This is a genomic window from Nitrospirota bacterium (assembly GCA_016180645.1).
GTDB lineage: Bacteria > JACPQY01 > JACPQY01 > JACPQY01 > JACPQY01 > JACPAV01.
In genome coordinates this window covers 1-22,550 of sequence record JACPAV010000050.1, presented here as the reverse complement: position 1 = coordinate 22,550, position 22,550 = coordinate 1, and the positions used below count along the sequence as shown (strand labels likewise).

Annotated in this window: 14 protein-coding genes; 9 read left to right on the top strand and 5 right to left on the bottom strand. The window is 62.3% G+C overall.

Features of this window, described 5'->3' with window-relative positions:
• The first annotated feature begins 774 nt into the window (after positions 1–774).
• The 9 genes from HYT87_19175 (at position 775) to HYT87_19135 (ending at position 10,207) form a co-directional block, all read left to right on the top strand.
• Positions 775–1,215, top strand: a complete 441-nt coding sequence (locus HYT87_19175) for a hypothetical protein (GenBank protein ID MBI2061867.1) — start codon at positions 775–777, stop codon at positions 1,213–1,215.
• A 135-nt stretch (positions 1,216–1,350) separates the two neighbouring features.
• Positions 1,351–2,016 carry a purine-binding chemotaxis protein CheW gene (locus tag HYT87_19170; protein MBI2061866.1) on the top strand — a complete coding sequence of 222 codons (666 nt, stop codon included), beginning with the start codon at positions 1,351–1,353 and terminating at the stop codon, positions 2,014–2,016.
• Positions 2,013–3,989 (top strand): hypothetical protein, encoded by a 1,977-nt coding sequence (locus HYT87_19165; GenBank protein MBI2061865.1) that lies wholly within the window; start codon positions 2,013–2,015, stop codon positions 3,987–3,989. The genes HYT87_19170 and HYT87_19165 overlap by 4 nt, the downstream gene beginning before the upstream one ends.
• Positions 3,990–4,083: 94 nt before the next feature.
• Positions 4,084–6,672 (top strand): response regulator, encoded by a 2,589-nt coding sequence (locus HYT87_19160; protein ID MBI2061864.1) that lies wholly within the window; start codon positions 4,084–4,086, stop codon positions 6,670–6,672.
• On the top strand, positions 6,669–7,220 hold the full coding sequence (locus tag HYT87_19155) for a chemotaxis protein CheW (GenBank protein MBI2061863.1): 552 nt from the start codon (positions 6,669–6,671) through the stop codon (positions 7,218–7,220). Before HYT87_19160 ends, HYT87_19155 begins: the two co-directional genes overlap by 4 nt.
• Positions 7,217–7,735 (top strand): chemotaxis protein CheX, encoded by a 519-nt coding sequence (locus tag HYT87_19150; protein MBI2061862.1) that lies wholly within the window; start codon positions 7,217–7,219, stop codon positions 7,733–7,735. The genes HYT87_19155 and HYT87_19150 overlap by 4 nt, the downstream gene beginning before the upstream one ends.
• Positions 7,732–8,133: a response regulator gene (locus HYT87_19145; protein ID MBI2061861.1), complete on the top strand. Its 402-nt coding sequence runs from the start codon at positions 7,732–7,734 to the stop codon at positions 8,131–8,133. Before HYT87_19150 ends, HYT87_19145 begins: the two co-directional genes overlap by 4 nt.
• Complete coding sequence (locus HYT87_19140) at positions 8,126–8,626, top strand: chemotaxis protein CheX (protein ID MBI2061860.1); 501 nt, start codon at positions 8,126–8,128, stop codon at positions 8,624–8,626. Before HYT87_19145 ends, HYT87_19140 begins: the two co-directional genes overlap by 8 nt.
• A 192-nt stretch (positions 8,627–8,818) precedes the next feature.
• Complete coding sequence (locus tag HYT87_19135; protein ID MBI2061859.1) at positions 8,819–10,207, top strand: DUF342 domain-containing protein; 1,389 nt, start codon at positions 8,819–8,821, stop codon at positions 10,205–10,207.
• Positions 10,208–10,334: 127 nt separating this feature from the next.
• On the opposite strand, the gene HYT87_19130 is transcribed toward HYT87_19135, so the two are convergent.
• The 5 genes from HYT87_19130 to HYT87_19110 all read right to left on the bottom strand — a co-directional run.
• Positions 10,335–11,882, bottom strand: a complete 1,548-nt coding sequence (locus HYT87_19130; GenBank protein MBI2061858.1) for a 4Fe-4S binding protein — start codon at positions 11,880–11,882, stop codon at positions 10,335–10,337.
• An 11-nt stretch (positions 11,883–11,893) separates the two neighbouring features.
• Positions 11,894–13,855 carry a 2-oxoacid:acceptor oxidoreductase family protein gene (locus HYT87_19125; protein ID MBI2061857.1) on the bottom strand — a complete coding sequence of 654 codons (1,962 nt, stop codon included), beginning with the start codon at positions 13,853–13,855 and terminating at the stop codon, positions 11,894–11,896.
• Positions 13,856–13,873: 18 nt separating this feature from the next.
• The gene (locus HYT87_19120) at positions 13,874–14,359 is read right to left on the bottom strand and encodes a universal stress protein (protein MBI2061856.1); all 486 of its coding nucleotides are present in this window, start codon (positions 14,357–14,359) and stop codon (positions 13,874–13,876) included.
• A 114-nt stretch (positions 14,360–14,473) separates the two neighbouring features.
• Entirely contained in the window at positions 14,474–14,872 is a 399-nt protein-coding gene (locus tag HYT87_19115) for a hypothetical protein (GenBank protein MBI2061855.1), read from the bottom strand.
• Positions 14,873–15,151: 279 nt separating this feature from the next.
• A partial coding sequence (locus HYT87_19110) for a hypothetical protein (GenBank protein ID MBI2061854.1) occupies positions 15,152–22,550 on the bottom strand: 7,399 nt, incomplete at its 5' end.

Genomic DNA, 22,550 nt, shown 5'->3' with positions numbered 1-22,550 from the left:
CGCTTTGCCCAGCCCCCAAAAGAGATCCAGGCCGCTTGGCGGCCTCTACCCCGAAGCACCGAATTCTACTCGAAACGGAAAAACCGGGTCAGGATCGGCCCCTCCGAACTCTGCGCCGCAACAATCGGACCCCCTCTCCCCCCGCTCCCCCCTCACCCATGCTACGCGCAGGGGAGGACATTTTCACTCAACAGTAAAACGGACATTTTGACTAAACTACAACATCCGCAGGACGTGGATTTGAAACAGTCAGCGGAAAAGCTCTTGCCCGTCTTACTGAACTCTTGCATATCGCCATGATAACCCCCCATCCTTACCTTCCCCCTCAAGGGGGGGGGGGAAGGGAATGGAATCAGGCAAGCCATTGCAATTGCGCCATATTGTCCCCTCCCCCTTCCAGCCTTCGCAGCCGGAGCTGCTCCCGCCTTCGCGAAGCCCGCTTCGGCGGGCGAAGGAAGGTCGGCGGAGTAGGCCGACGGGGGAGGGTCAGGGTGGGGGTGAACCGACATGATTCGCACGAGTTCAGGTCTTACGTGAGACTTACCCTCAACCCTGCCGTGACCCTGGAGTTGCTCGGAGGGGGCCTGCCACCCGCCCCTATCGGCGGAAGACCGAGACGGTAACGCACCCTTCGGGAATAGGGTTTCAACCTAATCTTCCAATCAGGCACAATTGGTGGCCGGGATCATGGTACTCCGCTCCTGGAACGGGCAATCAGAAGTGACATAGTGTTAGGGTGTTTCGGCGGGTGAGGTGGGTAGGGTCTTCAGGAAGATGCAGTCCAATCTTTCGGAGTTGCTGGGCCACGTTGGCGAATCCGTGGGGCGGACCGAATCGGCGTCGACGGAGATCAAGGTGGTCTCGACGAAAACGATCTCCACGGTCCAAACGCAGCAGGCGCGGATCGAGGACGTGGCGGCGGTGGAACGGACGTCGAAAGTCACGAGCGAGACCGCGGCGCTGACCGTGCAGGCGGGCAAGGCGCTGGACGAAATCCTTTCCGGCACCACGCAGGCGTCCAAGCTCTCGGCGGAAATCCGGGTCGCAACCGACCAACAGGCGAAGGCGAGCGACGAGGTGGCGGGCGCGCTGACGGGGATCAGTCGAATGGTTCAGGAGAGCGCGTCGGCTTTTCAGCAGCTCAACGCGGAGGCGGGGAAACTGTCCGATCTGGGCGCGGAATTAGTCCATCGCATGAAGCAGTTCAAGTTGTGATTTGGGGACGCGGGCGGAATTGTGCCGGGCATGTCATGATTACATGCTGAGCGGAGTCAGCGTCCATTTGGTGATGTCAGTCATCTCAACGTACGGGGCGTTCTGGTATGGGAGGAGGGACGGAGGATGACCGCGATGAACGAGCCACCACCCGCCGCATTGAGCCCGGCTTCGCAGGGCGATCCACGCTCCGGGCCTGCCATGGCCGCTTCCAGAATAGTTGTATTCCGGATGGGAGGTCAGCATTTCGGGGTGGCGGTGCAGCGGGTCAGGGAAATCGTCAATCCGCTTCCCATCACGCCGCTTTTTCGCGCGCCCGACTGTATTCTCGGAGTGGTCAATCTGCGGGGGTCGCTGATTGCGGTCTTGGATTTGGCGGAGTTCCTGGGGTTGGGATCTCCCGGGTGCGAGGGATCAACTCGGACACAGGCTGAAGCCCGCGGCTACGGCGAGGACCCATCCTTGGTAGGCGCACCCTTTATGGGTGCGTCCTCGGTAAAGACGCAAGCTGAAGCTTGCGGCTACCCTGGGGGTGCGGCCATGCGGTCCATGCTGATGGTGGAATCCGTCAAGAACGGACGCCGTGTAGAAGCGGCCTTTTCGGTGGACCAGGTTCTGGATGTGGCCACGATAACCACCGACTCGATCGACACGGCTCCGGAGGTGGGCGCGATTGAGAGGAAATACATACAGGGAGTGTGCCTTCATGAAACGCGACCGCTAACACTGATCGACGTGGAGGCCGTGATCGGGGCCGAGATGTTTCTGCGACTCCGGGGGGAAACCGGGGAAACGCCATGATTGACGAAGTCCAGGAGCCGAATGGAACGGCTTGGACCGATCCCGTGATCGGGGAAATCGCCGGCCTCGTGGCCGAGTCGGCGGGATTTACGCTCAAGGGAAAAAAGGCGTTCCGGATTGAAATGGGCGTTAAGGAACGAATGGCCCAGCTGGAATACCGATCGGCCGCTGAATATCTTCTCCACCTGAGAGGCCCCCTCGGGAGCCGCGAGCTGGCGGCGCTCACGCAGACGCTTACGGTCAACGAGACCCACTTCTTCCGCCACGCTGAGCAGTTCGGGCTGCTCCGTTCATGGCTCGATAAGCGTTCGGCCCCGTCCGAACTGAATCCCCTGCGGGCCCTCTGCGCGGGATGTTCCACGGGGGAGGAGGTCTATACCGTGGCGATGGTCCTGTCGGATGCTTTCCCATGGGTTCGCCCTGGAAGCATCCAAGTGGTTGGCGCCGACATCGATGGAGGAGCGCTGGAGGTGGCTCGCGGGGGAATATACCCAGGCTGGTCGGTGAGTCGGGCGGTGCTCCCTCCGGGTGTGACGGGCCGACATCTGCTGGAGGTCGGCTCGGGAGCGAAGTCCACGGCTCTCGGGAGCACGAATGGTACGGGACAGAAGTGGCAGGTGGCCGAGCCGATTCGAAAACTGTGCCGATTCGAGCGGAAGAACTTGATGTCGGATGCTCTGGGCGGTCCGTTCGAAATCGTCTTCTGCCGGAACGTACTCATCTACTTCGACGATCCCCACAAACAGGTCGTCCTCGACAATCTCGTCCAATCCATGAAGATCGGGGCGGTGCTTTTCTGCGGGTACGCCGAATCGCTGGTTCACCAATCGCACTACCTCGATCTGCGCGAGCAGAACGGGGTGGTATACTACGTGCGGTGGACGCCCGACCGCCGCGCGGCCCAGGCGGAGATTGCGCTGGATGACAACCGTCGGCTCCTGATCGAGGAAGGGGGTATTCCGCTGATCTTCATGTCGACTCGTCCGGCCGCAGGCAGCGAGCTGCCGTCCGCCTCCCTCGTGCTCGCCGGCGTATTGTCCTCGAACACCACGCCCGAAACTCTTTCACAGAGAATATTTGAGAAACGGGATCGATGGATGAACTCCCTCTTGCCCGCCGGAGGGGGGGGGCTTCGGGCTCGAATGACGCTCGACTTGGACGGACTTCGATTTGCCGAGGAGCCGTACCTGAAGATCCTGGTCGATTTTGCGCGGGACCTCGCGAAGCGCGGGGTGGGCTTGACCACCCGTCCCTCATCGAATCCACGCATCCGCGACTGGATGGGCCGCAGCCCCCAACGGGAGTTGTTTCGCGTGGGGTCAAGTCTTGAATCGGCGGGGGTTGCGAACGGGAGCGGCTCGCCTCAACCCTGCCGACACAATAGAAGCGCGCTAAATGTGTCAAGTAAAGCCTTGACCCCACAGAGCCGCGCCGCCCCGCTCCGCTCCGCTTCGGGGACGGCGATCGGTGGAGACATGGGGATTCGCGCCGGATTTGCCCTGGCGGCGCTGGAAGATCTCATGAAGGAACGCGCGGCATTGCGACGCGAGTCGCCGGAACCCGGGACCCCGCCGCGGCCGGTTGGAGCCCCGTCCCTCGCCGACGGAATGGATCTCCTGACCGCCGACCTCCCGCCGCAGGGGGGCGCGCCTACCCTGGAATTCCGCGAGGCGGAATCTCCACTCCGGATTGTCGTTTCGGGGCGATGGCCGGATGACATGCCTCAGGCTCAGAGGACGGAGATCGAAGGGAAGTTGGCACGGATCGCCGGCCTCGGATCAAGATCCGAAGGCCGAGGGAATCCAAACGATTCGGTGGTGCTCGATCTCAGCACGCTGGACTATGCGGAACGATGGTTGGCGGATGCGCTGAAGCGATTTCGGGATTCGATTCGCCCTGTTCGGCTGACCGTTGTGGGCAGCATGGGAACCTTTCGCTGGCTTGCCCGGATGGGGGCGGGGGATCTTGCTTGATGTGGGGATGTTGTCATGTGGTCATGTGGAGATCTGGAGATGAATCCATGGCCCCATGACTCCATGATCACATGAATCCAGGATCGGCATCGTGATGGACAACGACAAAGGGCTGAGGGAGAAGCTGGTCGAGAGGGCCAGGGCCTTGCGCGTGGTGGCCGGGGTGCCGACGGCTCTCGTGGACAAGTTCGAGCGAGTCGTGTCCGGTGGGCGGCTGGATGAAAGAGGCCAGGGGTTGATCGCGCGCGTGTTCGACCTGGCCGATGCGGTGCGATCGGGGTCACGGGATCCGGGCAGTACCACGGCCGACTGGACGGGGATCGAGGCGGAGTTGGATCTTGAGTTGTTCGCGGCCGAGTTTGAAGCGGAGATCAAGACGGGAGGAGCGCAGGGGGCGGCCTCCGAATTTGAATTCGAATGGAAGGCCGAGGACCATGGGAGCGTGGTCGACGATTTCGTGGCGGAGACGGAGGACATGCTCACCCGGCTCGAACACCGCCTTCTTCGGTTGGAGCACGACCAGTCAGCGGAGATCCTGAACGAGATATTCCGCTACGCGCATACGATCAAAGGCAATTCGGGCATGCTCCGTCTGTCCCCGCTTCAGAAGCTGTCGCACCGGATGGAAGAACTGCTCGATCGAATCCGCAAAGGCGAGGCCCGGGTGACGGCATCCGCGGTGACCGCGCTCTTGGAGGCACTCGATCGTATGCAAGACATCTTGCGCAGGGTGCGTGACGACAAGGTTTTCAAGTATGACATGCGGTCCATTGAAGACGCGGTGATGCTGATGGAGGCGGGGCTGAAGGGGGAGGGGGCCGACCACAATCTGTCCCGCGCCGACACGGAATTGAAAGCCGCGGTCGCGGGGGCGAGGCATGCCTCGCCCCTACCTGAGGCCAATGCCGGCGCCGGTGGAAGTCAGACGGCTGCACGGGTGGTGATGGAAGAAGCGGTTCTGCGTGTCGGCAGTCAGCGAGTGGATCGGCTGATGAGTCTCTCCGGGGAGCTTCTCATCGGGCACAGCGGGGTTCGCCAGCTTGTGCGGGAGCTTCAGCAAGACCTCCGCGGCCAGGGAAGCGGGGCAGGCGGCGTGGGCGTGGGCACGGGATCAGCGGGGAAGCTCCAGACGGTGGTGGCCCATCTGGCGGAAGGGCAGGAGCGACTGGACCGTGTGGTCGAGGAGCTCCAGAAGGCGGTGAACCGAATCCGGATGGTCCCGCTCGCCCAGGCTTTCAATCGATTCCCGAGGCTGGTGAGGGACATCGCCCGCGAGGTTGGGAAGCAGGTGAATCTGGTCGTTTCCGGTGAGGACGTGGAAGTGGACAAGCAGATTGTGGACAGCCTTCTGGACCCCTTACTCCACCTTGTGAGGAACGCGATCGATCATGGAATCGAGATGCCGGACGCGCGGGGTCGCTCCGGGAAGCCGCCGGAGGGCACCATCGAGATTTCCGCCCTCCAGGAAGGAGAGAAAATCCTCGTTCGCGTGGCGGACGACGGAGGGGGCATCGATGCGGAGCGCGTGCGGTCCAAGGCCATTGAACGAAAGCTGGTGTCCGCGGCCGAGGCGGCGCATCTGGATGCGGCTGAAGTGATGGAGTTTCTTTTCGCGCCGGGATTCTCGACGCGGGATCAGGTGAGCGATCTTTCGGGCCGCGGGGTGGGGATGGATGTCGTCAAGTCCGCCGTGGCGGCGCTCCGGGGGGCCGTCGGCATCGAGACGGAAGTGGGGGTGGGGACGTTGGTCACCCTGTCGCTTCCTGTTTCCCTCGGCGCCATGGAAGTGCTGATGGTACGAAGCGCCGGGAGAATGTTCGCCATCCCGTTGTCCTACGTACAGGAGACCCGATTGGTGTCGACGGATGAGATTCATCGGGCCGGTCGGCAGGAGGTCATCGAGGTGCGCGGCAAACCCGTTCCCTTCGCTCCTCTACACAGGCTTCTCGGGCTCCGGTCGGGTGCGGAACCCGATACACGAACTTTCCCCGCGCTCATCACCCGGATCGGGAACCGGTATTTGCTCGTCGGTGTGGAGGAGCTGCTCGGGAAGGAGAAGGTCGTGATGAAGAGCATGGGATCTCTCCTGGAGAAGGTTCGCGGCGTGGCCGGCGCCACGATCCTGGGCGATGGGCAGGCACTCCTTATTCTCAATCTCCAAGACCTGATGCCCTTTATCAGCGAAACCTCCCAGCCCGCCCTCCAGCCGCAGGTCCGCAGCGGCGGACAGGGGGAGAAGGGGTCGTCAGGAAGCCCCTCCCCATCGATGATGGAGGGAAGGGGTGGGGGTGGACCACGGATTCTGGTCGTCGATGATTCTGCGGTCTTCCGGAGGGAACTGTGCGACATGCTGCGCTCCGCGGGGCACGACACGGACGAAGCGGCGTCGGGGGACGAAGCCGTGGGGAAGATCGAATCCGGCCGCTACGTGGCGATTACGGTGGATGTGGAAATGCCCGGCATGAATGGATACGACCTCACGCGCCGAATTCGTTCCCTGCCGGCGCACGCGATGACGCCGGTCATCATTCTCTCCACCCTCTCGCAGCCACCGGACAAGGTTCGGGGCTTTCAGGCAGGAGCGGACGGGTATCTCACGAAGCCCACGTCGGTCAAAGAGATCGAAGCCGCGTTGAACCCCCTGCTCGATCGGGGATCGAAGATCGGGGGGACGGCACCATGACGGAATCCGTGCTCTCGGCCAAGCTCTCCTCGGGAAGAGCCAAGGGGCGTCAGGTCGCCGCGCACGCCGTGACCCGCCTGGTGACGTTTTTGGCAGGCGGTGAGGTGTTCGGAATTGATGTCGGGCGTGTGCGAGAGATCGTGGAGGTCCATCGCATCAGAGCGGTGCCGCAGGCGCCACTTTTTCTGGAGGGTGTGATCGACGTTCGGGGCCGCATCCTTCCTGCCGTGGACCTCACGAAAAGGCTGGGCTTGGCCCGACCCACCTCGGAGGGGGGGATCGCCTGCCTCAAGGGGGTGTTGGCCGAAGTGGGGGAACAGACCGTGGCCCTGCTTGTGGATCAAGTCTTCCACGTGGTGAGGGTGGCTTCGGAGGACGTTGAAGCGCCCCCGCCGGGAATTTTGCGGTCCGGCTCCGCCACATTGGTCACGGGCATTGCGCGGGCATCGGAAGAGGTCATCTTCATTCTCCGGCTGGAAGCCCTGTTCACGGCGGATGAAACCACGGCCATCAGTCTTGCGGCTCTAGGGGGGGGGGTGAGGGCATGAGCGAAAACGGCTTGGATGCCATTTATGCGGCCTGTTTCATCGATGGGACGGAGGAGCTTTTCCGGACCATGTTGGGACTTGCGGTGAATGCCTGTGTTCTAGAGACGGACGCCCCGCGGCCGAAGGCCGATGTATCGGCGATTGTGGGATTAGGGGGGACGGCCGCGGCAGGATCCTTTGTTTTGAGTTTCGAACGGGCGACAGCCCTCCGCGTGATCTCCCGATTTCTCGGGAGCGAGGTGCGCGAGATGATGCCGGATGGCGCGGATGGTGTGTGCGAGATCGCCAACATCATTGTGGGTCGCGCCCTTGCCCTGCTCCGTTCCGGGGGGATCGCCATGAGCATGTCGATTCCCCAGGTGATCCTGGGCGGGGTCCATTCCATCGCGGGCCGACGGGATACTCAGGGGAAGGTGGTCCGTTTCGACAGCGATCTCGGTCCGTTCACGGCGGAAATTCGAATCCGGCAGGAAATGAACGACGGTCCAGGCATGGAAAGGAGACGAGAGTCATGAAAGCGCTGTTGGTGGATGATTCAGCGACGATGCGAAAAATCCAGAAGGGCGCGTTGGAAACGCTCGGCTTCGACGCGTTTGTGGAGGCCGGTGACGGTGTGGAGGCCATTCAGAAGATGAGGGAAGGGAACTTTGCCTTCGATCTCATCGTCATAGACTGGAACATGCCGAACATGGATGGCCTCACATTTGTGCAGAAGATCCGGAGTGTGCCGGCCCTGAAAGGACTCAAGGTCGTCATGGTGACAAGCAACGCCGACCGGCCGAGTATCGTGGCCGCCTTGAAGGCCGGAGTGAATGGATATGTGGCCAAACCGTTCACGCCCGACACCTTCAAGCAAAAGGTGAAGGAGATCTTGGGCGGGCCCAACGGGCAGGGGGCGGCTTCGAATGTTTAGGAAAGCCGATCTGAAGGCGGAATACATCAATCCTTTCGTGGAAAGCGTGAAGGATCTATTCGACACGATGCTGAGGTGCAGCGTGACACGGGGGCTGCCCAGCCTATCCGACCCATCGAGGGTGGCCGAGGATTCCGACGTCATGGCCCTCATCGGCCTCACGGGGCCTGCGAAAGGCACGGTGGCCCTGACGTTTCCGAAGACCACGGCACTGTCCGCTGTTCATCGGTTCAGCGGGATGGAATCCCCGGAGATCGACGATTCGGCGGTGGACGCGATGGCGGAAATGGTGAACATCATAGCCGGGGGTGCGAAGGCCAGGCTCCACGAAGGGACGGGCGCGCAGTTTGTGCTGGGACTTCCGACGGTCATTACCGGCCAGAATTTCAAAGTGTCGTACAACTCTCTGACGCGCTGGCTGGACATCCCGTTCTCGAGCGATCTGGGCGGCTTCAATCTCCGCGTGGCGTTTGAAGTGGATGGGAAGAAGTAGGGGGGGGCTTGCACCGGTCCTACGGACGCGGGCTAAAGCCCCATGCCACGGAGGGCATGGGACCATGCAATGTCGCCGCGCCCAGGAAGGGCCGGCAAGGACCATGGCCCGCAGCTACCGGAGGGGCTGATTCCTGGTAGTCGCACCCTTTACGGGTGCGTCTTGCCATGAGGCAACCCGTGGAATGTCCCGATGGAGATTGAGAAGATCGTCCAAGTCGAAGTGTCGGACGACTTCATGGGAGCTTCCCTGGTCATCCTTTCCCCCGATGGCCTTGCCGAAACCGCCCTGGATGAGGTGGTTGGCTATGTGCAAAAGGAGGCCGGACTCACCGGGATGACGCGCGAGTCTCTCGCGGCGCTTCTGGAACGTAGGGATCAATGGAGGCGGGGTGGCCGAATCCCGCTGTGCATGGGCCGAACGCCCGTTCCGGGACGAGATGGCGAAGTCGAGTGGATCGTTCCCAATCCGGAAACCCTTCTGGAGGAGGTGCGCTCCGGCAAGCATGAATTGGGAGATGCCCCGTTGTGCAAATGGGTGAAAGAGGGAGACCCTCTTGTCCGAATGCATCCTCCAACCCTGGGGAAGGCCGGAGTGGATATCTATGGGAAGACCTTGCCTGCCGCGGATGGTCATGCGGCGGAGATACTGATTGGGGCCGGGGCCAAGGTGAGTGGAGGCGGAGTCATTGTTGCGGATCGGGCGGGCACTCTGCACGTTACCGGGAGGCGGTTGTTTGTTGTGGCGACGCTCCGGCTCATGCCGGGAGAGGTCGAGCGGTCAAAGGAAGCAGCCGCTCCCGGCTGGATGCTGATCGCGGGCGATGCCGTGGGATTGCCGCTCCTGAGATCGGCCCTCGGGATCGAAGTCCTGGGTTCCCTCGAAGGCAATGAAGTGGTGACAGAAGGTGATCTTTTCGTTCATGGGGTGGTTGCGGCGGGGTCTGGAGGCAGACTCGTCCACGCCGGGCGCACGGTTCTGGCGAGAGAATTGATCTCGGCCCGGATTGAGGCCGGGGAGAACGTGATCATCCTGGGAAACTCCTCGGGTTCCGAGCTTGTGGTATCAGGACGGTTGGAGTTGAAGCGGGGGGCCTTGATTGGAGGCCGCGCAACCGTGGGCCAAGGCGCGGAGATCTTTTCCATGGGAAATCCGCGAGGGACGCGCACGCAGATGACCTTCGGCGCCGATCCCTTGACCGAGGAAAAGCTTCATGAGGTCAGCAGGAAGATCGATGCCCACAATGCAAAGGTGGAGGAGATCCAGCACAACATCGACTACCACGTGGCGCACAAGCGCACACTCTCACCGGAAGAGGCTGAGGCGATGACCGGGTGGTATTTCGAGATCGAGAAACTGAAGGAGCAGGGAGCGGCGCTGAAGAAGAGGGCGGCGGCATGGAGCGAGAAGTTACAGCGCGCACGCGAGGCCCGCGTGTGGGTGGCCCAGGTCATTCATCCAGGGGTGGAATTCGAGTGTAGGGGGCAGTCCCTTCTGGTCGACCGGGCGATTCGGGGACCCGTCCAGATTCTTCATGATGCGAGGCAGAAGGAGTTGCGGGTGGAATTCGGGCGGGGGTGAGTCAAGGCCGGATGGGATCCATGAGATTGCCACGGCATCCCCGCCGCACGGCGGGGATCCGCCTCGCAATGACCCGCGAACGTCATTGCGAGTGAGGCCCCGCTCAGCGGGGCGAAGGACGATGCGACTACGCCGCTCCGGCGAGTTCTTTGAGAAGCTTCCAGTATCGGAGGCGATCTTCCTGAGCCTTGAGAACGGTTTCCGACGGTTCACCGTTTGCTCCGAAATGTTTGGCGAAGCGGCCCTCCGACCGGGCCCAATCGACGAACTTGATTTCCTTGCCGTCTTTTCCGGTGACCCAATCACCCTCAATCGACCGATTGCCTTGGAGAGACAGCCGTTCTTTCATCGAGGATCCTCGGCGGGGGTCGTACGTGAAGAGCGGGAAGGCGCGCGAGTCGGTCGCGAGTTTCGCCTGTCGGAAGGCGGCTTCATCGCCGATTCCGTGTTCGACTTGGCAGGCGGCGTAGGCGATCACGACGGCCGGTCCGGCGTACTCGTTGGCGGCCAGGATGGATCGATAAAAGTGAGTGATGTGGGCGGGAGTGGTTTGAGCGACGTAGACGTCCGGATGCATCATGAGGATGGTGCCGAGTTCTTTTTTCCGCTCGGTCTTGCCTCCGATCTCGCGGCCGAACGCGGACATCTTGGCATCCTGTCCGATGAAGGTTTGTGATGAGGCCTGGCCGCCGGTATTGGAGTAGACCTGCGTATCCACGATCATGCACTTGATGTCCTGTCCCGTGGTGAGCATTCGGGAGAGGGCTTGGAAGCCGATGTCGGCCATGGCTCCATCGCCGCCCAGCGCCCAAATTCGGTGGCGCTTGAACCCGAGGCGGTCGTACATTCCACGCACACCGATGGCCACCGTGGCGCAATTCTCGAACAGGGAGTTGATCCAACTCACTTTGTAAGGATTGTAGGGAAAGGTGGAGCCGAAGACGGTATTGCATCCCGTGGCCGCGACGACGCACATCGACCGCTCGCCGTACACGAAGGTTGTGGCCGACGTCATCATGCGAATGGCCGTTGCTTCGCCGCATCCCATGCAGGATCCGGCGCCGCCCACGTACGCGAGCCCTTTCTGAACGAGCATCATGTCGGCCAGCGTCTTCTCGTTGACGTAGTCCTCCGGCGTATCGGGGAATCGATCCCGGATTAGAAGGTTGGCGCGCCGGTGTTCTTCCAGCATGGGGGGCGTTTTTTTGACCATGGTGAGGGCGTAGTTCGTGCCGCAGACTTCAACGCATTCGCCGCATCCCTTGCACTTGGTGGGATCGACCCAGAGGACGAATTGGCCCGGCGGTTTCCCCTTCTTGGCCATGACCTTTCCGTATTTCGTGGTTGTGACCGATCGGGATTTGATGCTCTCAGCGTCTGACGGAGCGTGGAGATTGCGGATGATGTCGTTGTAGACGTTCTCGGGGGATACGCGGGCAAGAATGGCGGTATCCGGGCATTCAGCCACGCATTCCATGCACCCGATGCACTTGGCGGGATCGAGAATCGGAATGTCGGGCGCAATGTAGGAGAAATCGCGGAGTTCGCCCGTGGCGGGAGGGACGATGCTCCGTGCGAGGGCGGTTTCGGCGGGAAGTTCGTCGTCCCCGCGGCCTTCGCCGTAGGCGGTCATGACTTCGTTGTGAAAGTATTCGAGGTCGATTACGTCCTGCATGGTTCTTTCCCTTACGCCACGGCGGCCTTGGCTTCCGGGAGCGGGAGCGTGTGAACCTCGGCATAGGCCCGGCGGATGGCCAGCATGTTGGCCTTCACCACTTCCGCGCCTCGTTTGCCCACATATTTCGAGAGTGCCTTCTCGGTCTGCGCGAAGAGTTCGTCTTCCGAGAGACCGGTCTTGAACGGGCAGACTTTGAGAAACACGCCAATGAGCGCGATTCCCTGCATCCGTTGCATGAGGTCGGCCCTGGGGGCCGTCTCGCGAGCGAGTTTGACGGTATCGAGGTACAAAACGCGGAGGCCGTCCGAGGCGATCTTCCGGCGCGCGTTTTCGGGGATCTGTGCCCAGACCTGCTCCGGGTTTTCGATGTCCGTGTGCATGAAGATCGTTCCTTGCGGTCGGAGACCGGCCATTGGATTCGACGTGTGAAACGCGGCGGCATCGTTGAGCGCCACGAAATCGACGTGTTTGAGTTCGGAATGGATACGGACGGGTTCCTTGGCGGCGACGAGGTAGTAATTCGTGGGGAGGCCCTTCTTTTCGCCTCCGTATCGCGGGTACGCCTGGACACAGAGGTTGAAGACTTCGCTTACGATGGTGGCGATGATCTTGTTGGTCGTGATCGATCCGTAGCCGCCGACGGAGTGACCTCGGAGCCGGAACGAGCCGGCGGGATGGAGATCCAGGAGATCGCCGCGTTTCACGGAATCGGTGTGCAGGATCCCGAGGGCGCGGGTGGTGAGCGGTTCGGGATGACCTTGCCGGGGGTCGGACTGTTCCCGAAGCTGCTCGATGCACCCGATGAGATCTTCCGGCCGAACGTCGCGCGATCCCATTCCGGCGGAGGCGGACAGGGTGTGGGGCAGGGCGGCCTTGCGTCCGTTTGCCGAGGTCAGGACCGCTTGATCGTAAAACGCTCCCTTGATCTGAGAGAGCAACGGGTTCGATTGGGAAAGAGGTTCGTCGGTTCTTTCGACGACCACAAAGCCTTTGACTTTCTCCAGCGCTCCAACGATGTCCTTGGAGGGAAAGGGCCGGAAGGTGCGCACGGCCACCACACCGACCTTCAGATTCCGGCGCTCACGAAGAAAGTCGGCGGTGGCTTCAGCCGTCTCCGTGAGGGAGCCCATGCCTACGAGGGCGTATTCGGCATCCTCCATCCGGTAGGTGTGGACGGCGCCCAGCCGGCGCCCGGTTTTGTCGGCGTACGCTTCAACGGCCTTCTGCAATATTCCGGCGACTTTGTCCGAAAACATGCGTTGGGCGATGCGGCCTTTCATGTAGGCATCCTGATTCTGGACGACTCCCACTTGAAGGGCACGGTTGGGATCGAGGAGGTTTCGGACGCGTTCGCGCGGGTGACCGACGAATTCGCGCATGAGTTCAGGTTCCGGAAGATGGATGGTTTCCAGTGTGTGGCTGGTCAGGAAGCCGTCCTGCACAACAAGGAAGGGCGTTTCGGAATCCTCCGCGGCCCGACGGGCGATCAGGGCGAGGTCGGCCACCTCTTGGACGTTCCGCGCGAAGACGATGCCCCAGCCGACGTCCGTTACACCCATCACGTCGTCGTGTCCGCAGTGGACGTTGAGGGCGTGGACGGTCATGGGACGGGACGCGATATGGAAAACGACGGGGAGTCGCTTGCCGACGATTGTGTAGAGGACTTCTTTCATGAGGATGAGTCCCTGGCCCGAGGTGAAGTTGACCACGCGGCCGCCGGCGGCGGCGAAGCCTTCGCACACGGAGGCGGAGGAGTGTTCCGATTCGGGTTCCATGAAGTAGAGTTTCTCGCCCCAGAGATTGATTTTTCCGTCGGCCACCGCGCGTTGGAAGCCCTCACCCATGTTGGAGGAGGGGGTGATGGGGTAGGCGGCGGCGCCATCGCAGATTTGTGTTTCGACCCAGACGGCGGCGCCGGTACCGTCGGTGACTGTGCGGATGCCTTTGGTTTCTGGGGAGCTTTCAGTCATCAGCCGTCAGCTTTCAGCCTATGAGAGAACAACGGGTGGCGGGGGGAGAACCAGGACCGGGCAGGGTGCGGTTTTGAGAACGTGGTCCGTGGTGCTGCCCAGGACGAGCTTCTTGAAGAGCGTGGAGCTTCGGAGAGGCATGATAATGATGTCTGCTCCCAGCTTCTCGGCCTGCTGTGCGATCTCCATGGCCGGGTTTCCTCTCACCACCAGGAACTCCGTCTCGACGCCCTTCACTTGGGGATCGTAGGTCTTCTTGAGCCGTTCCTGGTAGGTGTGTTCGAACTTGTCCATCGCGATCCGGAGGGGGGGGCCGATCTCGGCGAGGTGTTCTTGTTGGGGGATGCCGACCATGGGATCGATTTCGACGAAGAGGAGGATGAGCTTGGAGGAGAGTTGTTTGGCCAACTCGGACACTTTGGAAACGGTCATCACGGAGCCGCGGGAGAAGTCCACGGGCACGAGGATCTTCTTGAACACCATGGCGGTCAGGATGTCATCCAAGCTGCCATAAAAGCATGACCGGGGTCAACTTTTCAGGATTTTCGGCCTGAAGGCCGTTGCTGTGAGTGGGGGTGTGACGCTCCGGGCCTTGAAAGGCCCGGATTCTGGGAAGGATCAGGCGGCTTTGTGTTCGAGGGCTTCGACGCGGAGTTCGATCCCGTCGATTCTTTTGTCCTGACGCGCTCGATCCTCGCCCACAAATTTTGCGACCTGAGCCATGTTCTGATTGAGCTGGCGGATGTCGCCCTGCATGGTTCGGATGTCGCCTTGCATGACGTGCATATCGCCCTTCATGTCCCGAATATCCTGTCGGATTTCGCCGAGTGCCTTGCCGTGTTCGCGTAGGATCTGGCCGTGTTCGCGTAGGATCTGGCCGTGTTCACGAAGGATCTGCCCCTGCTCCTCCACGGTTTTCCGAAGCGAAGTGATCTCGGTTCGGACCAGAACGAACTCGCCAAGGAGCTGGCGCATCAGCTCGGTCATTTCTGCTTGCCCGTTCCCCTTTTTTGCCATGCCCGTATTCTACCGGTAGAGGGGAACAAGGGCAAGGTGCTCAAGGGAATGGGGGTGACGCGGGGAGAGTGGTGTGAGGGTAGGCGTGGGATCTACAGACGCACCCGTAAAGGGCGCGGCTACCAGGAGAAGATAGAAATAGAGTATACTGTCACCGATTATCCAGCGAGGCGGATGAATTGTAGGGGAGGACCTTTAGGTCCTCCCGAGAGGAGGGAGCAGCTAAAGCTGCTCCCCTACGAAGACTCGTCCCCTACGAAGTCTCGTCTGATCGCAGGTTTACGGAAGATTGGTTACCGGGACGGGGGTGGATTTGTTGGCGGTGGTCCCATCCCCCAGTTGACCAACAATATTCCATCCCCAGCATTTGACCGTGCCGTTCGACAAAAGGCCGCACGTGTGCTGCTCACCCCCTGACACGGCCAAGACACCGCTCAGTGAGGAAGTGGCGACGGGTGTGAGGCGATCGGCGGTCGTGCCGTCCCCAAGCTGACCGGTGCTATTGTACCCCCAGCATTTGACCGTGCCATCGGGAAGAAGGGAACAGGTGTGAGAGTATCCCCCCGCCATCCCGATGACGCTCGAAAGCGACGTCACCGGGACAGGCGTCCACCTATCCGCGGTCGTGCCGTCCCCAACCTGACCGACGCCATTGTACCCCCAGCATTTCACCGTGCCGTCGGAGATGAGAGAGCAGGTGTGATCAAAGCCCCCGGTCACCGCCACGACGCTCGAGAGGCTGGAGACGGCGACGGGGGTGGTCTTTCCCGCACCCGTTCCGTCTCCCAGTTGACCAGAGCCATTAGAACCCCAGCAGTTGACCGTTCCACCCGATGCAAGTGCACAGGTGTGATCGCCGCCCCCCGCTACGGCGACAGCCGCGCTCAGCGCGGACACACTGACGGGGGTCGTCTTGTTCGCGGTCGTCCCGTCCCCAAGCTGACCGTAGACATTGCGCCCCCAGCATTTCACCGTGCCGTCGGAAAGAAGTGCACAGGTGTGATCGCCGCCCCCCGCTACGGCGACAGCCGCGCTCAGCGCGGACAGACTGACGGGGGTCGTCTTGTTCGCGGTCGTCCCGTCCCCAAGCTGACCGAGGTTATTCCGTCCCCAGCATTTCACCGTGCCGTCGGAAAGAAGGGAACAGGTGTGAGAGGAGCCCCCCGTCATCCCGATGACGCTGGAAAGCGACGTCACCGGGACAGGCGTCGACTTGTCCGCGGTCGTTCCGTCGCCCAGTTGGCCGAAGGCGTTGGATCCCCAGCATTTGACCGTTCCATCGGAGATGAGAGAGCAGGTGTGATTGCCGAGGTGGGTGGAGAGGCCTTCGCGGAAGGGGCGGGCGGGGGCGCCGGAGGCGGTGCCGTAGGTCAGGCGCGGGAGCCTGACTCCCATGGTGCCGGCCGTGAACGACACGGCTACGGGTGTCCACCTATCCACGGACGTCCCATCCCCAAGGTCGCCAAGCTGGTTCTTGCCCCAGCATGCCACCTCTCCATCCGCTCTGAGCGCACAGTTGAAGAAGGTCCCGGCGGCCATGGCCACGGCATTTGTAAGCGTGGAAACAGCCACAGGGGTGTTCTTGTTCACCGTGGTGCCATCCCCGAGTTCGCCGCTGACATTGCGGCCCCAACATCTGACCGTGCCATCCGAGAGGAGCGCGCAAGCCCTTTCCTCACCGCCCCCTATGGCGACGGCCCCCGTGAGCGTTGAAACAGCCACCGGTGTCGTTTTGTTCGACCCGGTCCCGTCTCCAAGTTGGCCAAGGCTGTTGAGTCCCCAACACTTGACGGATCCGTCATTGATAAGGGCACAGGAGTGACCGTAGCCGCCTTCCAAGGCAATCGCGGTCGAAAGCGTGGAAACCGCCACGGGGGTCATCCTGAGGCCGCTCGTCACGCCGTCTCCAATCTCGCCCGACGAATTGCTTCCCCAGCATCTCACTGTCCCGTCGGACACGAGTGCGCAGGAGTGGTAGGCTCCCATGCCGAGGCCCACGATTCCGGTCAGCGAGGAGACCGCCACCGGGGTGGTTCTGTCCACCGACGTTCCATCCCCAAGGTTGGCGTTGTTGTTTGCTCCCCAGCAATTCACGGACCCATCCGAAATCAGTGCGCACATATGGAGGTATCCGGAGGCGATGGCCACGGTGTTGGTGAGGGTAGAGACGGCCACGGGGGTATTCCTCTGTGAAACCGTCCCATCCCCTAGCTGACCCTGAGTGTTGATCCCCCAGCACTTGACGGTGCCGTCAGATAGGACGGCGCAACTGTGATAGCGCCCGGCGGCCACGGCCACGGCGCCCGTCAGCGTGGAAACCGCAACGGGGGTCAACCGGTTCGCCCCCGCGGTCCCGTCACCCACTTGACCATTCGAGTTGCTCCCCCAGCACCTGACGGTGCCATCCAGCATCAATGCGCATCCGTGGTCCTCTCCACCCGCGACGGCTTGGGCAAGACCGGTGGTTCCCCACGTTGTGGCGGATTGTTCGACGGTGTTGGTGTCGGTGTTGGTGGCTTCGTCACGCGCTCGTACTACGAAGTAGTACCGCGTAGCCCCGCTCAGCGCGGTGCGGCTGGTGGTTGTCACGCCGACGACGGTTGCGTTCACCGTGAACGAGCTGACGCAGGACCCCGCCGTGGTGGATTCGCAGATGTCGTAGCTGATGTTTCCGCCGGCGGAGACGTCGTCCGTGGCGGCGGTCCACGTTAGGTCGATCGTCGTGTCGGATGTTGCCGTGGCGGTGCTTACGCCGCCGAAGGTGGGGGCGGAGTTGTCGAAGGTGAACGTGTTGGAGCTGGTGGGGCTCTGAGTGTTGCCTGCAACGTCCTGTGCGTTACCTTCCACCTGATATTGGACGCCGCTCGTCCATGTTACGGAGGAAGAGTTGTAGCTCCACGAGGTCGTTCCCGTCGCGCCAAGATAGGCGATGGCAACCTGCCATGCGCTGCCGCTCCAATAGTAGCTGTCGGAAAGGCGTCGGATCCAGATCGTCATGTCCTGCACGCCGCTCCCCGTATCTGAGGCTGTGCCGGAAATGGTTGTGAGCGAGTTGTAGGCGCCACTGTTCGTAGGGGTGGTGATCGAAGCCGTTGGGAGAGTATTGTCCACCGTCACGCCGTCCGAGTAGGCCCAACTGCCGACGTTGCCCGCGTTGTCGATCGGGCGTTGGCAGTTGTTGTAGGTGTTGCCGTTGGTGAGAGAGAGGCCCGTTGAATTCTTGGACAGCACGTTGCCGACGTTGGCCGTTGCAAGAACATCCCCCGTGCAAGCCGTGGACGAACTGATGTTGTAATCGTAGGAGGCCACACCGCTGCCGCCGGTATCCGTGGCCGCGGTCCAGTTGGCGTCCATATTGGTCGTGCTGGTCCACCATGTCACATCCGCCCCGGTGCCGTCATTGGTCGTGCCGACGCTAGGAACTGTGGCGTCCTTGGTCCATCCGGCGCTGGTGGCGGAGGCGTAGCTCTGGTAGTTGCCCGCGCCGTCGCGGCCCACGACGCAGAGGGTCACGCTGCCATCGGCGACGCCCGAGATGTTGTCCGTAATGTTGGTGGCGACAGTCACTTCGGCGCTGTAGCCCGATGAACTGGTGCAATCGGTGGAACCCGCGGCGCCGACCTTGGACTTGTAGAAGGTTACGTCGGCGCCAGAGACCGTGACCGCGAGGACAGTGGTGTTGTTGGTGCCCGTCGGCTCGCCGGAGATGGAGGCGGTTGGAGGCGTCTTGTCGTTGGGCATGCTGGTGGCGCTGCTGACGTTGGTTGCCGCGTCCACTGCGACGACGTAGATGAGATCGGAGCCATCGCCTTGGTTATCGCCGATGTTGAAAGCGGTGAAGCTGCCGTCGCCCGCCGCTGTGGTCTGGCCAAGCAGCGCGGTGAGGAGACCGTCGGAGTAGACCTTGACGGTGGCGTTGGCTTCGACGGCGCCTGTGGTTCCGGAAATTTGATCTTGCGCCCCGGGAGCGCTCATGGTGACGATGAGATTTCCGGCGTTCGGTGCGGAGGGGGCGACGGCGTCGAACGTGAAGGAGATGCTGGTGTCGGGGCTTTGGGCGTTTGTGGCGACGTCCGTTGCCCTCGCGATGATGGTGTGGCCGCCGTCGGACCAGGTTATCGCGGAGGTATCCAGGCTCCACCCGGTGGGGGGGCCGCTGGTGGCCAGCCAAGACTGCGAGACCGCCCACGCGGCGCCGTCCCAGTAGTACGAGTCTGAAGTGCGCTGGAGGGCGACCACGACCGAGTCCACGCCGCTGCCGGTGGGGTAGTTGTCGGCCGCCGTGCCGCTGACTGTGATGAGGGCCGCGAGATTGGCGCCATTGGAAGGTGCAGAGATCGTGCTGGTGGGCAGTTCCTTGTCGATTTGGATCGTGCCGGAGCAGACGGTGGATTCGGCGTTGGAGACGGCATCCGTGCTTTGGTAGCAGACGGCTTTCTTGCAGACGTTCGAGGCGGGGCACGTGACGCTGACGGATGTTCCGGAGGTGGAGGGCGCGCATGAGCCATTGAGCATGCGCACGCGGGAGTTGCCCGCATCGGTCACGTATATGTTCCCCTGGGAATCCATGTCGAGTCCGTTGGGATAGCTGAATGTTGCGCTCGTCGCCGAGCCGCCGTCACCCGAGAAGCCCTGGCTCCCTGTACCCGCGTAGGTGGTAATCGTTCCGGACGTGTCCACCTTCCTGATCTTGTATCCGTACCATTCGGCGATGTAGACGTTTCCACTGGAATCCACAGTGACCGCTCTTGCGTAGTAGAGCCCGGCGCTCGTGGCGGGTCCGCCGTCACCCGTCGAAGCATTGGTCCCGTTCCCCGCGAAGGTCGTTACCGTTCCGCCCGTGTCGCGTTTCGAGACATAGGCGCCTCCGGCGATGTAGAGGTTTCCCGCGGAATCGACCGCCACGTCATAGGTGCCGATGCCGCTGGCCACCGTTGTGATGGTTCCGCCCGTGTCGACCTTTCGGATCGCGCCGTTCCCGTAGTCCGAGATAAAGAGATTCCCCGCCGTGTCCACTGCCAATCCTTTGGGATAGTACAGAGTTGCGCTTGTAGCCGGTCCGCCATCGCCGGTATTGCCGCTGGTGTTCGGCGTTCCGGCGTAAGTCGTGATCGTTCCGCCGGTATCGACTTTGCGGACGGTGTGGCTGCCCCAGTTGGAGAGATAGATGTTGCCTGTCGAATCGACCGCCACGCCTTCGACATAACCGCCCATGCCCGCGCTCGTGGCGGCTCCGCCGTCACCCGAATGGGTGGAGGACCCGTTCCCGGCTACGGTGGTGATGATGCCGGTTCCTGCCGCAATTTTCCGGACCCGGTAGTTTGACGAGTCGGCGACATAGACGTTTCCGGCGGAATCCACGGCGAGGTCCGCTTTCTCATCTCCGAGCACGAAACTGACCTGGGCGCTTGTGGCCGCGCCCGTGTCACCGGAAAAACCTCCCGTCCCCGTGCCTGCGAAGGTGGAGATGGTAGGTGGCGCGGGGTCGGCGATGCAGTAGTTGGTGGATGCGACGCCGGAACCTAGGCCGTCGGCGGGGGTGAGGGTGACGTTCGTGTCGGCGGTTTGCCAGCCGGCGGGGGCGTCGTCGGTGGTGGTGGGTTTCTCCAGGTCGATCTGGATAGTTTTCGAGACGACGGTCTGGACGTTGCCCAGATTGTCGGTGGATTGGTAGCGGACGTACTGGGTGCACACGGAGTTGGGGTTGCACACCATAGGGACGCTGGTCCCGCTCGTGGCGGGGGAGCACGTGTCCGATCCGTCCGCGCAGGAGACAGTGCTTGCCACACCCGAGCCGGCGTCCGATGGGGTGAGTGTGACGGTGACATCGGCGCCTTGCCACCCGACGGGTGCGTCATCGGAAGTTGTTGGGCCCGCCGTGTCGCAGGTGCGGGAGACGGGTGTGGCCGTGCCGACGTTGCCTGCGGAATCTGTGGCTCGCATGTTGATAGTGAGAGATTGACCATTCGAGCAGGTTTGCCCGGTGCTGTCGCAGGTGTCCGGGCCGGAAGTCCAGGTGGCGGCAGTCCATTCCGTATCGCACGTGCCATCGGTGGAAACGCAGTCCTCGCAGCCCGTGATGCCGTTTGAGTCGCTGAAGGTCGTAGAAATATCGAACGTTCCGCCGACGTGTGTGGCGGTGGCCGTATTCGAGGGGGCGACCGTGCCTGCCGAGGGCGGGGTGGCATCCACGTTGAAACTGAAGGCTCCCGCGTAGGAGCCGACGTTGCCGGCGGCATCGAGAACGCGGACCTGCCAATAGTGGGTGCCGGCGGCCAGCGTGGTGGTGCCGAACAGGTCCGATCCGAGCCCGGTCGCGCTGTCCTCGATGCTCGTGAAAATGCCGTCTGAAGCGATCTGCACCTCACGGGTGTTCGCGTCGCCGGGAGAAGACCAAACCAGAGTTGGGGTTGTGTCGTTTACATACGCACCATCCGCCGGGGTGGAGAGGGTGGGTGCGATGGGGGGAGTGATGTCGTTGGTCGTGCTCGTGGCCGAACTCATGTTGCCGGCGGCGTCCACGGCGACGACGTAGACGAGGTCCGAGCCATCCGCCATGTTGTCGCCGATCGCCTTGGGTCCGAACGACCCATCGCCGAGTGCAAAGTCCTGAGTAATGAGTGCTGTGAGGAGGCCGTCGGCGTAGACCTTGACCTCTGCGTTGGCCTCCACCGCTCCCGCCGAACCGGAGATCTCGTCGTTCGTCCCCGGGGCGTTCATGGTGACCGTGATATTGCCGGCGTTCGGGACCGGGGGCGCAATCGTGTCGACCGTCCACGTGTAGGTGGCCGGCGTGGGGTCGGTGTTCAATGCCGTGTCGGTGGCGCGCACGTACACCGTATGGTTACCGTCGAGGAGACCCGTTTCGCTCTCGGGCGAGGTGCAGGGCGCATAGCCTCCACCGTCGAGGTCGCAATCAAACGTCGCGCCCGGATCGTTGCTGGAGAAGTAGACGAGTAGAGAATTCACATTCGTCGGGTCGGCCGCGGGGGAAGTTGAGTCGATCGTTGTTTCGGGCGGGCCGGAATCGATCGTCCAAGAATACGTGGCAGGAGCCAGGGTCACGTTGCCCGCCGCATCGAAGGCGCGGACATCGAACTTGTGCGGTCCATCGGCGAAAGGTCCTGCGACGGCGGGGGAAGTGCACGTGGTCCAGGCCGCAAGATCCTCCGAGCACTCGAACGTCAGAGGTGTGGAGGGGTCGGGTCCGCCGCTCTCACTGAACTGGAATGTGGGGCTCGGATTGCTGTCGGGATCGGGAGGGGAGACGGTGATCTGCGTATCCGGCCCGTCGATGTCGTTGGAGATGGCTGTGGGGGCGGAATAGTTGCCCGCGACATCCACGGCGACGACGTAGAGGTCGGCGCTTGCGTTGTCGCCAACGGGCGCAGCGGGGAAGCTTCCATCGGGAAGCGAGAGTTCCTGACCCACCTGCGTGGTGAGAAGGGCGTCCGCATAGATTTCCACGGAGACGTTCGGTTCCACCGCATTCGGTCCGCCCTCCAGCGTGTCATCGGTCATTGGGGGGTTCATCGTGAGGGTCAGCATCTGGGCATCCGGAGCGGCCGGCGGAGTGGTATCGATTTCCCATTCGTAGCAGGCGGGGGAGGCATCGGGGTTTTGGGCGTCGTCCACGGAGCGGACGCAGACGGTGTGGAGGCCGTCGGTGAGGCCGGAG